The sequence below is a fragment of the Culturomica sp. genome (assembly GCF_003524185.1).
GTDB lineage: Bacteria > Bacteroidota > Bacteroidia > Bacteroidales > Marinifilaceae > Culturomica > Culturomica massiliensis.
Window position 1 is genome coordinate 24,038 of the sequence record NZ_DOED01000041.1, and the last position, 12,768, is coordinate 36,805.

11 protein-coding genes are annotated in these 12,768 nt (G+C 42.8%); 5 read left to right on the top strand and 6 right to left on the bottom strand.

The window, feature by feature from the left end; all coding sequences use genetic code 11:
- Positions 1-8: 8 nt before the first annotated feature.
- Complete coding sequence (locus DD657_RS13735; RefSeq protein WP_337955384.1) at positions 9-1,031, bottom strand: threonine aldolase family protein; 1,023 nt, start codon at positions 1,029-1,031, stop codon at positions 9-11.
- A gap of 220 nt (positions 1,032-1,251) precedes the next feature.
- On the opposite strand from DD657_RS13735, the gene DD657_RS13740 reads away from it, so the two are divergent.
- A complete protein-coding gene (locus DD657_RS13740) occupies positions 1,252-1,683 on the top strand; it encodes a DoxX family protein (protein WP_287050451.1) in 432 nt (143 codons plus the stop codon).
- Between the two features lie 48 nt (positions 1,684-1,731).
- Here DD657_RS13740 and DD657_RS13745 read toward each other — a convergent pair whose 3' ends face one another.
- The 5 genes from DD657_RS13745 to mce all read right to left on the bottom strand — a co-directional run bounded on the left by DD657_RS13745 (position 1,732) and on the right by mce (position 6,363).
- Complete coding sequence (locus tag DD657_RS13745; RefSeq protein WP_068692051.1) at positions 1,732-2,910, bottom strand: sodium ion-translocating decarboxylase subunit beta; 1,179 nt, start codon at positions 2,908-2,910, stop codon at positions 1,732-1,734.
- Positions 2,911-3,398: 488 nt separating this feature from the next.
- Positions 3,399-3,827, bottom strand: a complete 429-nt coding sequence (locus tag DD657_RS13750) for a biotin/lipoyl-containing protein (RefSeq protein WP_021986939.1) — start codon at positions 3,825-3,827, stop codon at positions 3,399-3,401.
- 80 nt (positions 3,828-3,907) lie between these two features.
- Entirely contained in the window at positions 3,908-4,273 is a 366-nt protein-coding gene (locus tag DD657_RS13755; RefSeq protein ID WP_118773857.1) for an OadG family protein, read from the bottom strand.
- Positions 4,274-4,284: 11 nt separating this feature from the next.
- On the bottom strand, positions 4,285-5,844 hold the full coding sequence (locus tag DD657_RS13760) for an acyl-CoA carboxylase subunit beta (protein WP_021986938.1): 1,560 nt from the start codon (positions 5,842-5,844) through the stop codon (positions 4,285-4,287).
- Positions 5,845-5,958: 114 nt separating this feature from the next.
- Positions 5,959-6,363, bottom strand: a complete 405-nt coding sequence (gene mce / locus DD657_RS13765; protein WP_021986937.1) for a methylmalonyl-CoA epimerase — start codon at positions 6,361-6,363, stop codon at positions 5,959-5,961.
- A gap of 505 nt (positions 6,364-6,868) precedes the next feature.
- On the opposite strand from mce, the gene DD657_RS13770 reads away from it, so the two are divergent.
- The 4 genes from DD657_RS13770 (at position 6,869) to DD657_RS13785 (ending at position 12,762) form a co-directional block, all read left to right on the top strand.
- The gene (locus DD657_RS13770; protein ID WP_287050453.1) at positions 6,869-8,935 is read left to right on the top strand and encodes an alpha-L-fucosidase; all 2,067 of its coding nucleotides are present in this window, start codon (positions 6,869-6,871) and stop codon (positions 8,933-8,935) included.
- A gap of 262 nt (positions 8,936-9,197) precedes the next feature.
- The gene (locus tag DD657_RS13775) at positions 9,198-10,586 is read left to right on the top strand and encodes an aminopeptidase P family protein (RefSeq protein ID WP_021986935.1); all 1,389 of its coding nucleotides are present in this window, start codon (positions 9,198-9,200) and stop codon (positions 10,584-10,586) included.
- A gap of 90 nt (positions 10,587-10,676) precedes the next feature.
- Positions 10,677-11,801 carry a DNA polymerase III subunit beta gene (gene dnaN, locus DD657_RS13780; protein ID WP_068688779.1) on the top strand — a complete coding sequence of 375 codons (1,125 nt, stop codon included), beginning with the start codon at positions 10,677-10,679 and terminating at the stop codon, positions 11,799-11,801.
- A gap of 181 nt (positions 11,802-11,982) precedes the next feature.
- Entirely contained in the window at positions 11,983-12,762 is a 780-nt protein-coding gene (locus DD657_RS13785; RefSeq protein ID WP_021986933.1) for a 3'-5' exonuclease, read from the top strand.
- The last annotated feature ends 6 nt before the right edge of the window (positions 12,763-12,768 follow it).

Sequence of the window (12,768 nt, forward strand, 5' to 3'; positions counted from 1 at the left end):
ACCGGATATTACAGTAATTTCTCCCTTAATAGATTGACAAATTCGATGACGTCGCTTTCCGTGGTATCGAAAGAGCATACCCATCTGATTTCGGACGCATTTTCGTCCCATACGTAAAAAAAGCATTCTTCTTGCAGTTCAGCAATCTTACTTCGGGGGATGATGGCGAAAATTTCGTTGGCTTCTACTTTCTGGGTGATTTTAATGCCGGAAATCAAAGCGGCTTCATTAGCCAGTTTTTGTGCCATCCGATTGGCATGTGCTGCCGTTTTCAACCATAGGCCGTCTTTTAATAGGGTGGAGAACTGGGCTGCGATAAAACGGGATTTGGAATGCAGTTGCATCGCTTGTTTGCGGATGTACTTTACATTCCGGCATACGGAGGTGTTGAAGAAAATAACGGCTTCTCCGAACATCATACCGTTTTTGGTTCCGCCGAAACTAAGGACGTCAATGCCTACCTTTGTCGTGATGTCCGTCGGGTCACATTGCAGGTAAGCTATGGCATTGGCTAGACGTGCTCCGTCCATGTGCACGAATAAGCCGTTGGCATGTGCAAAATCACATATTTCTTTTAACTCTTCCGGGGTGTATACCGTTCCGAGTTCCGTACATTGGGTGAGCGAAATAATATTGGGCTGGGAGTGATGCTGGTCGTCAAAGCCATGCATATGATTCTGTATCAATCCTACATTCAGCTTTCCGTCAAATGTCGGAACTGTCAATAATTTGCAGCCTGCTTGTTTCTGAATTGCACCGCATTCGTCAACATTGATATGCGCTGTTTCGGCACATATCACGGCATTGTAGGAGCGGGCGAAAGCCGAGAGACTGACAATATTGGCTCCCGTACCATTGTATACAAAATATACGTCTATACTTTCTCCGAAAATTTTTTTGAAATCCTGCACGGCTTTAGCCGTATATTTGTCTTCTCCGTATGAATGTTGATGTCCGTAAGAGGCTTCTTTCAAAGCATTGAATACTTCCGGTAAAACTCCTGAAAAATTATCACTTCCAAAACCACGAATACTCATGTTTATTGCATTTTGATTTTCGGGGATAAAGATAGAAAATATATTATATATTGTGGATTTTAGCTTTTAAATTGTAAATTTTAAATTGTTTGACAAACTGATTTGTCGTCGGAGTTATTTAATCTGAAATTTAAATCGGTGTATATTGAAAACAAATATTTTGTTTTTTTCGTATACGTTTAAAAAATATAGGATCATTAAATACGTTATAGTTATGAAAAGCTTTTTTTTGTATGGGACACCTTTGAAAGGAAACGGTGTTTCTGCGTTTTTATTTTTGCTGCGTTTGTTTGTCGGGATAATGATGCTGACTCATGGCGGAGTTAAACTGGCGAATTTCGGTTCGTTGATGAATACGTTTCCAGATCCGCTGGGAGTAACTCCTATGATATCTTTGTTACTTTCAGTTTCGGCGGAAGTCGGTTGTTCGGTATTGTTGATTTTCGGCATACTGACACGTTTGGTTACTTTGCCGTTGATTTTTAATATGCTTGTAGCTGTATTCGTCATACATGGAGGAGATGCTTTTCAGGCAAAAGAGTTGGCCGTCATGTATCTGGCTGTTTATGTCTTTTTCTTCTTTATAGGAGGGGGACGTTATTCACTGGATTATCGCATTTTTGGTAAGGCTGCATGGAAAGAATAAAAAAACGCCTCGAAAAGAGGCGTTTTTTTATGTAGTAGACCTGGATTTTTACATCAGGAAGCTCAGTAACGTACCGGCAGCAACGGCAGAACCGATTACACCGGCAACATTCGGAGCCATGGCGTGCATCAACAGATAATTGCTCGGATCGTTTTTCAATCCCATGTTTTGAACGACACGGGCACTATCCGGCACAGCAGATACACCGGCAGCACCGATCATCGGATTGATCGGATTGTTTTTCGACGACAGCCAGTTCATGATCTTAGCGACCAATACACCGCTGGCGGTTGCTATTACGAACGAGAAAGCTCCCAGACCGAAGATCAGGATGGAGTCTTTTGTCAGGAACACATCTGCCTGAGTCGAAGCACCTACGGTAACACCCAATAACATGGTAATGGTGTCGATCAAAGCATTGCTGGCCGTATTTGCCAGACGATTGGTTACCGTAGATTCTTTCAGTAAGTTACCGAAGAATAACATACCCAGCAACGGTAAAGCCGACGGTGCGATGAACGCAGTCAATAACAAACCGATAATCGGGAACAATTGTTTTTCCAAGCGGCTGACAGAACGCGGCGGACGCATCTTGATTTTTCTTTCGTGCTTGGTTGTCAGTAAATTGATTACAGGCGGTTGAATCACCGGCACCAAAGCCATGTATGAATAAGCTGCAATAGCGATCGGACCGATCAGGTTCTTGACTAATTCGCCGTTGGCCAGCATGTTTACACCGTTAGCCAATTTCGATGACAGGAAGATAGCCGTCGGACCGTCGGCACCACCGATAATACCGATAGCTCCGGCCTCTGGTGGTGCAAAGCCTAACCACAAAGCTCCGATAAAAGTTACGAAAATACCGATCTGGGCCGCAGCTCCCAATAGCATCAGTCTCGGATTGGAAATCAGAGACGAGAAGTCGGTCATTGCCCCGATACCCAGGAAGATCAAGGGCGGATACCAGCCGTTGATAACTCCTGAATAGAGGATATTCAGTACAGATCCCGGTTCGTAGATACCTAATTTCAGGTTGAATGCTTCTCCCATATAGAATGGAATGTTACCGATAATGATACCCATACCGATCGGGATCAGCAACATCGGTTCATAATCGAAACGAATAGCCAGCCAGATAAAAATAAGGGCTACGACGATCATGATCAGATTTCCTGTTGTAGCATTGGCAAATCCGGTGAATTCCCAGAAATTTTTCATTCCGGCCATAGCATCGGAATTATGGTAGGCATTCTGTGAGGGTGTGCCGAAATTCAGCATATCCCCCTGGAGTGTTGCTGTCCGGTTACCCAGATTTACCATGATATCGTGGGTAATGTAATTGGTTCCGGAAGCATTCGGGTCCAGATTCGGAGAAAATTCAGTAATCTTTTTCGGATTGAACGTCATGATCACTGTGCTGCCTTCCAGTCTCCAGTCTCCGGTATAACGTTGTTTAATGGAGTCCATCGTAAACGTACCATCGTCATTGAAACTGTAAACTTTGTAGCGGGCAACTTTCCGCTCTTTTTGATCGGGTTTTAAATCCGCCGCGCGGATCGCCTTCGGTATGTAACCGTCAGCTTTGTTCATCCATTTTCCATGGACGAGTTGTTCTTTTAAACTACCTCCGTTCGATGCCAGGCAGAAATTTCCGCTTAAGGCCACAAACAGAAAAGATAGCATAATGAAAATAAATTTGTTCATATACAGTGTAATTATGCTATTTCTACTAATGTATCGCCCTGGAGAACGGCATCTCCTTCTTTTACTTTGATGGCCTGTACCGTACCGCCTTTTTCTGCTATAACGTTATTATCCATCTTCATCGCTTCCATGATCATAACACAATCACCGGCTTTGACAGCAGAACCGACCGTAATATTGACTTTTTTGATCGTTCCGGGCAGCGGAGAGTTGATTTTGTAAGAAGCACCGCTACTTTCAGTCTTCTTGATTTCTCCTTCTCCCGGTTTGTTAACCACAGGTTTACGTGCAAGTACCGGAGTTTTTGCTTTTTTCTCTTCTCCCTGCATTTCTACTTGATAGGGAGTACCGTTAACAGAAACTGTTGCGTTGGTTCCGTCGAATTCGCCTACTTCTACTTCGTAAGTCTGGCCGTTTATTTTAAACTTATATTTTTTCATCGTTTTTTGTTTGTCAAAAACTTCGAACGAGCAGAAAAAACGATTGTTTTCTATTTATGCTCATTCATCGTTTGTCGTTATTACTTTCTTACAGGTTGATTTTGTACACCGTAGATTTTAGAACTCCAGGGGGAGTATTGCTTCTGTGCGGTATGTATGGTGATGATATTGCTTTCTTCATCATGTAATTCATTGAAATACATATGTAATCCCAAAGCAATAGCCGCATTTACATCTCCCTCCACGTTGATATTCGTTTGCTCTTCCGGTACACCGGATTTTTTCAGTTTTTTCCTGATGTTTAATTCCAGTAATTTCGGAATAGACATAAAGATGAACACCAGCACTCCGAGAGAAATAAATACCACGAATATACTTACGATAGAAATTGTGTATCCACCGGCTTCCCTGATCACATCTGCAGAGAGCGTGATTAAATTTATCATATGCTTTTATTTTATAAAGGTATATTACTATGTTTCTTAGGCGGATTGACGACTTTTTTGGTACGTAGGCTTTCGAATGCACGGATCACACGGAAACGGGTGTTGCGCGGTTCGATAACATCGTCGATATAGCCGTAAGAAGCAGCCTGATAAGGGTTGGCAAATGCTTCGTCATAAGCATCTACTTTTTCCTGAATGAATTTAGCTTTTTCTTCTGCATTTTCAATTGCGCTTACTTCTTTACCGTACAGTACTTCAATAGCTCCGGATGCTCCCATAACGGCGATCTGGGCAGAAGGCCATGCATAGTTGGCATCTCCGCGTAACTGTTTGCAGGACATTACGTCGTGTGCTCCACCGTATGATTTACGTAAGGTTACGGTAACTTTCGGTACAGTAGCTTCACCGTAAGCAAACAACAGTTTAGCACCGTGAATGATGATACCGCCGTATTCCTGACCGCTACCCGGCAAGAATCCCGGAACGTCGACCAGGGTCAGAATCGGAATATTGAAACAGTCGCAGAAACGTACGAAACGGGCTGCTTTACGCGATGCCTGTATATCGAGAACTCCTGCCAGGAAATTAGGTTGGTTGGCGATTACACCTACCGGAATACCGCCCATACGGCAGAAGCCTACGATGATATTTTTAGCGAAATTGCGGTGTACTTCGAGGAATTCACCGTTGTCTACGATGGCTTCGATTACATGCAGCATATCGTACGGCTGGTTCGGATTGTCCGGAATAATGGAATTCAAGGTGTCTTCCAAACGATCGATCGGATCATTGCAGTCAATAATCGGAGCGTCTTCCAGGTTGTTGGAAGGCAGATAAGACAACAGTTTCCGGATAATCATAATACCTTCTTCTTCGTTTTCTACGCGGAAATGAGCAACGCCTGATTTGGTAGAATGTACGCTGGCACCACCCAGGTCTTCCGTGCTGATGTCTTCACCCGTTACCGTTTTGACAACTTTCGGGCCGGTAACAAACATATAGGATGTGTCGTCAGTCATCAGGATAAAGTCGGTCAATGCCGGAGAATATACGGCACCGCCGGCACAAGGTCCGAAAATAGCGGAAATCTGAGGAATTACACCGGAAGCCAGAATATTACGTTCGAAAATTTCGGCATAACCGGCTAATGAAGTTACACCTTCCTGAATACGGGCACCACCGGAATCGTTCAATCCGATTACCGGAGCACCGGCAATCATAGCTTTATCCATTACCTTACAGATTTTTTGTGCCAGTGTTTCCGACAAAGCACCTCCGAATACGGTGAAATCCTGTGCAAATACGAAAACCAGGCGGCCGTCGATTGTACCCTGACCGGTTACGACACCGTCGCCTAAGAATTTGGTTTTAGCCATATCGAAGTTATTGCAACGATGAGTTACAAACATGTCGAATTCTTCGAAACTACCTTCATCCAATAACATTTCGATTCTTTCGCGGGCAGTTTGCTTGCCTTTTTTGTGCTGTGACTCAATTCTCTTTTCACCACCGCCTAATTTCGCTGTCGCGCGAAGATCAATCAGTTTTTTTACTTTATCTTGATTTGTCATCATAAATAGTATTTAATGTGATCGTTTAAAAATGTAAAGACATGAAAATGACATCCGCTGTATAAGTGGTCTCATTTTCATGTTTTTACATTTTTAAATTTTCAGATTTTATAATTATTTTTTACCGCAAAGTTCTGTTAATACCCGGTTTGTGGATTTCGGGTGTAAAAAGCCGATTTTCAAACCTTCAGCACCACCACGCGGTGCTTTGTCGATCAATTGGCAACCGGCTTCTGCAGCGTCGTTTAGTGCTTGTGCAACATCTTCAACTGCAAAAGCAATGTGATGCATGCCACCACCGTTCTTTTCTACAAATTTACCGATCGGGCCTTCCGGATCTGTAGATTCCAGCAATTCGATCTTGGTTTGGCCTACCTGAAAGAAGGCTGTTTTTACTTTTTGGTCTTTGACTTCTTCGATGGCATAGCATTTCAATCCCAATACTTTTTCGTAAAAGGGAATGGCTTCATCCAAGCTTGCAACTGCAATGCCAATGTGTTCAATATGAGTCGGCGTCATGATAATAAATTTAATGAATAAATAAATTTTATTTTAATGTATTTGATTTTCAAATAATTATGCTGTATAACATATTTCACCTCGCGCATTCAAGAAGAATCGGAAACGTTTTACCTGCAATTTGTGACCAAAATTACTGATTGTTCTTGCGATTACCAAAAAAAAAAGAACAGATATTTTTAAATTTTTCTTTTTTTTCGGGAAACGGTAATGATTTTAATTTCAGAGGTTGGATTTATAGTTTTAAATTGTTCTGCTGAAAGGTGTTCGTGTACCAAATTTAAAATTTAAATGTAGATTTTTCATGATCTGCGATTTTTGATTTTAGGTATACGATTTTATCCGGTTTCACCGCCGGTACATTACTTTTTTAATTTTCCGTTCCCATATTTTTCTGTTTTTACATCTTCAAATTTTTATTATTACTTTTATAGCCGGATAAATGCAGGAAGCAGCAGGGAAAATTTTTGAATTGTAATTTTGCGGATGAAATATTTATACAACTATGAGATTACTGATTATTTTATTGTTATTCACTTCCGGGGTTTATGCAAATAAACCGGATTCAGTATGGATGAATCAGAAATTTTCCATGTTTATTCATTGGGGGCTGTATTCCGAATTGGGAGGTGTGTGGGACGGACAGCCTGTGACCAGAGGGTATAGTGAACAAATTCAGGCACATGCCGGAATCTTCGGAGATTGGTATGCGGCTGTGGCAAATCGTTTTATACCGTTGCATTGGAATGCCGACAGTGTTGTTGCACTGGCTAAAAAAGCCGGGATGAGATCGATTGTTTTTACTTCCAAACACCACGACGGTTTTTGTATGTACCATAGCCGGTATACTGATTACAATATTGTCGATGCGACTCCTTTTGCCCGGGATGTCATGAAAGAATTGGCCGAGGCTTGCTGTCGGCAAGGGATGCGTTTCGGCGTTTACTTTTCGCTGATCGACTGGCATTTCCCGCAGGCTTATCCGATATCCAGTCACAATGCTGATCCGCTGACGCCGGAACATTATGCTTTTAACCGGAAACAGGTGACGGAGATTATGACGGGATACGGAAAAATTTCGGAAATTTGGTTCGATATGGGCTCTCTTACGCCGGAGCAAAGCCGGGGGCTTTATGATTTGGTGGATTCCTTGCAACCCGATTGTATGATTAGCGGACGCTTGGGGAACGATTGCAGTGATTTTAGCGTGATGGCGGATAATGAATATCCGGATTATAAGATCGGAGTGCCTTGGCAGACTGCTGCTTCGTTCTTTGAGGAGACCTGGGGATACCGTTCCTGGCAGGAAAGAGGGGATCCCGGAAAGAAGGCAGATGAAAAAATCCGGAGTTTGGTAAAGGTAGTGAGCCGCGGTGGGAATTATCTGCTCAATATCGGTCCGGAAGGAGACGGAAGTGTTGTACCTTTTGAAAAGGATGTATTGGAGAAGATGGGGAAATGGTTGAAAAAATACGGGGAAGGGATCTATGGAACACAGCCGAATCCTTTTGAAGATCAATATGCCTGGCAAGATATAACGGTGAAAGGAAACCGGATGTATCTGTTTGTTGATCCTTCGGTGGCTTTGAACAGTGTTTGTTTGAACGGGTTGCGGGGAAATATCGTATCGGCTTTTCGTATCGGAGGGGGTGACGTTGCGTTTGCCCGCGAAAAAGGTGAGTGGCGACTTTACGGACAAGGACACAGGCCTTCCGACAGTCCGTTAGAGGTCATTTGTCTGGAACTTGAAAGCGGCTGGCAAATCGAACCGTTATCTCCTTATGCCGGGGAACGGGAACTGATGCCTTTGCATGCCTTTCCGGAGTATGCTTATTCCAGTATCGATTATTACACCGGTTTTCAAAGTACAATTGCTTATAACTGGGTTTTTAAAAGCCGTAAAACGGATGTCCGTCCTTTGATTTACTATACAGGTCAGGAGGCCGGCCGGAAAATACGGGTCGGAATTGACGGACAGGAACGGGAGATTTTGCTCGAGGGAGGAAAATTGGCGGAGAAGCGGAACGTAAAAGGAGTAAAGTGGGGAAATGTCTACAGTAAACCTTCGGGAAGTGTGTTCGGGAGCCGGCCGCAGATCGGAGTACCCATAGATACTGCTGACGGATGGGCGCATATCCCCGGTTTTGTTTACGGTAAACGATATGAAAAAACGGCCCGGGAGCGTAGTTCCATCCTTGTATTGCAGGAAATTGAGTCGGATAAAAAACAGGTCGTCCCGGTTGAAATCGGGAGTGGGGACGGTATACAGGTTTATTTGAACGGCAACTGCCTGACGGCTCATATCTCTCCCCGTAAGGCGACCGGCGATACCGAGCTTGTCCTGTTGCCGTTGGAAAAAGGAAGAAACCAATTGTTGCTGAAGGTGTATAACCGTTTTAGAAAAAAATCTTGTTACAGTATTTTGCCTGTCGGAGTATTGAATACATATGAGTTGTCTTTACCGTCTTATCCGCTCGGTTCTGAAAACTGGCATCGTTGCCGGGTCAGGGCTGCCGATACCCCGGCAAAGAATTCGGCCATGCGCCTGAATAATTTACGGATAAAATTGTAAACATTATTTTTTATTGTTTATCTTAGTACTCCTTTAGCGGATTTGTAAAGTGAAAGTAGAAAGAAGGAGGACGATTTACGATTTTAGATTTACGATTTTAGATTTCAGATTTATGATTTACGATTATAAATTGGGGATTATAGAATTGGATTGTAGATTATAAAAGGTATAGAAAGGATTGTTGTTTTCAGAATGCCGGTGAATTTACAGGTCGGTTCCGATTTCAGTTTTCGGAAAATAATTAACTTAAAAATATAAAGCCATGTTTGAAGCAAATGTTTATAAAAAGAGAAGAAAAGAGTTACGGGAGAGGGTATGGGAAGGTTTGATATTAATATTGGGTAATGGGGAAGCTCCTGCCAATTATCCGGACAATACCTACAGATTCCGTCAGGATAGTTCATTTTTGTATTTCTTCGGTTTGAATATGCCGGGATTCGCAGGTGTATTGGATGTAGATAACGATAAGGATTACTTGTTCGGCAACGATGTGGATATGGATGATATCATCTGGATGGGACCGCAACCAAAGGTAAAAGAGTTGGGGGCAGCCGTCGGCATTTCCAATACCCGGCCTTTTGCCAAGCTGGCAGATATGTTGAGAGAAGCGATTGCACAGGGGCGGAAAATCCATTTTTTGCCTCCTTACCGGTACCGGAATATGCAGATGCTGGAAGATTTGCTCGGAATCCATCATTCGTTGCTGAAAACTTATGCATCGCTCGAATTGATCGAAGCTGTTGTTGCTCTGCGTTCTGTCAAGGAACAGTGCGAAATCGATGAAATAACGAAAGCATGTAATATCGGTTATGAAATGCATACAACTGCCATGCGGAATTGCCGTTCGGGAGTTAAGGAGCAGTATATTGCCGGTTTGATCGAAGGTATTGCCAATTCATACGGAAGTATGGTTTCTTTTCCGGTGATTCTTTCCCAAAACGGAGAAACGTTGCACAACCATGACCATAGCCAGATATTACAGAAAGGCCGGATGATGCTGACTGACGCGGGAGCGGAAAATAACATGAATTATTGTTCCGATTTTACCCGTACCGTACCTGTGGACGGTAAATTCAGTGCCCGCCAAAAGGATGTATACAATATTGTCGTTAACAGTAATCAGCGGGCGTTGGAGTTGTCCCGTCCGGGAGTCACTTATTTGTCGGTGCATCTTGAAGTATGTAAGGTGTTGGCACAGGGACTGAAAGATCTGGGACTGATGAAGGGAGATGTGGATGCCGCTGTTGCTGCCGGTGCGCATGCCTTGTTTATGCCTCACGGCTTGGGACATATGATGGGTTTGGATGTACATGATATGGAAGATTTGGGGCAGATTTATGTCGGGTATGATGAGATAACCCGCCCGGTCAAACAATTCGGAACGTCTTCTTTGCGTATGGGCAGAACATTACAGCCGGGATTTGTTATAACGGACGAACCGGGATGCTATTTTATCCCCGCTTTGATCGATCAATGGAAGGAAAAAGGTTTACACAAGGATTTCCTGAATTATGATAAGATCGAAACTTATAAAGATTTCGGAGGAATTCGCCTGGAGGACGATGTTTTGATTACGGAAGACGGTTGCCGTGTACTCGGAGACCGGAGAACGCCTATCACCGTGGAAGAAGTTGAAGAAATTATGGGCTAAAAAAAATCCTGAAAATTTCAAAGGGAGAAAAAAAAGCATTAATTTAGGCGTTTATTTTAAAGGATAATACTAATACATAAAATATAACATATGAAATTTGTTGTATCAAGTAATACAATGCTTACCCGTTTGCAGGCAGTGAGTAAAGTAATCGGTGGAAAACCGGTGCAGCCGATTTTGGATAATATCCTGTTGGTTGCTGCTGACGGTGTTTTATATGCGACGGCTTCCGACAAGGAGACGACCATGGAAGCGAAAATCGAATTGGAAAGTCTGGAACAGGAAGGACGTATGACTATTCCGGCAAAGATATTGCTGGATATGTTGAAGGAATTTCCGGAGCAACCTCTGACATTCGATATCGACGAAACAACGAATGAAGTGAGAATCATTTCGGAAAAAGGGGAGTTTTCCGTGCGGGGGGAAAGTGCTGAAGATTATCCGATACAGGGAGCCCCGGAAGGAGAAAATACCACATTCGAAACCAAATGCGGCCTGATGCTTGACGGTATCGTAAAATCGATTTTTGCAACGGCTAATGACGATTTGCGTCCGGTGATGAATTGCATTCTGATCGAAATGAATGAAGATAATTTTACCTTCGTAGCTTCCGATGCTCATAAACTTGTCAGATATAAACGTTTCGATGCCAAGAGCGAAAACGGACAGTACTCATTGATATTGCCGAAAAAGCCGGCTTTGATGCTGAAAAATATTCTGCCCAAAGATGATGCTGCCTTGCAGATTTCCTTCAATGAAAAAATGGCTTGTTTTATATTCGGAGACTACCGAATGACCTCTACCTTGGTTGAAGGACGTTTCCCGAACTATAATTCGGTCATCCCGCAGAATAATCCGAAGAAAGTAATTATCGAGAAAAAAGAATTATACAATTCTTTGCGTCGGGTATCTGTGATGGCTAATCAGGCCAGTAATCTGGTGAAATTCGATTTGTCAGGCGGTAAACTGACGATTTCCGCCCAGGATGTCGATTATTCCATGTCCGGTCATGAAACTTTGAGTTGCCAGTATGACGGAGAAGAGATTGCTATTGGTTTTAAATCTCCTTTTGTACAGGAAATTCTGGCCAATATAGAATCGGAAAATGTTGTTTTGGAATTGTCCGATCCTACCCGGCCCGGCTTGTTCCTGCCCTTCGAAAATGAAGATAGCGGGGAAGATTTGCTGATGCTGTTGATGCCGATGATGGTTTGATAAAAAGGAATTTATTTTTGAATAAACAGAAAGAGTCGTTTGGGAGACCGGACGACTCTTATAAATATTCCTGATTTGAATGCATAACCGGAAAGCAGAGGCCACTCCGGTTGGGAATCCGGATTTGCAGATGGCAACCGGAAGAGGGAATATGTTTGTAATCTTCTGAATAATTGATATTATGGAATTGAATTTAGCCAATCCTCTTGTATTTTTCGATTTAGAGACAACGGGTATTAATATAGCCAAAGACCGGATTGTCGAGATTTCCGTACTTAAAGTTTATCCGAACGGAAAAGAAGAGCAAAAGACCATGCGGGTGAATCCGGAAATACCTATCCCGGCAGAGGCAACTGCGGTACATGGCATTACGAACGAAGATGTGAAAGATTGCCCTACTTTTAAGCAAATAGCTAAGGAATTGGCTCGCTATATCGAAGGATGTGATCTGGGGGGGTACAACTCCAATCGCTTCGATATTCCTTTGTTGGCAGAGGAATTTTTGCGTGTGGGATTGGATTTTGATATGCGGAAACGGAAATTTGTAGACGTTCAGACGATTTTTCATAAAATGGAGCAACGGACATTGTCGGCTGCTTACCGGTTTTATTGTGACAAGTGTCTGGAAGATGCACATACGGCTGCTGCTGATACCTTTGCTACTTATGAGGTGTTGAAAGCCCAATTGGATCGTTATAACGAGAAATTGGAAAATAATGTTGAATTTTTAAGTAAATTTTCGACACAGAACAACAATGCCGATTTTGCCGGATTTATCGTATACAATGATAAGGGGGTGGAAGTTTTCAATTTCGGTAAAAATAAAGGTATCCCGGTGGAACAGGTATTGAAGGAACAACCGGGCTATTATGCGTGGATGCTGAACAGTGATTTTCCTTTGTATACCAAGAAAATTTTGACGGAAATCAAGTTGCGTAGTGCAGGAATGCTGAACCACTGATAAAAA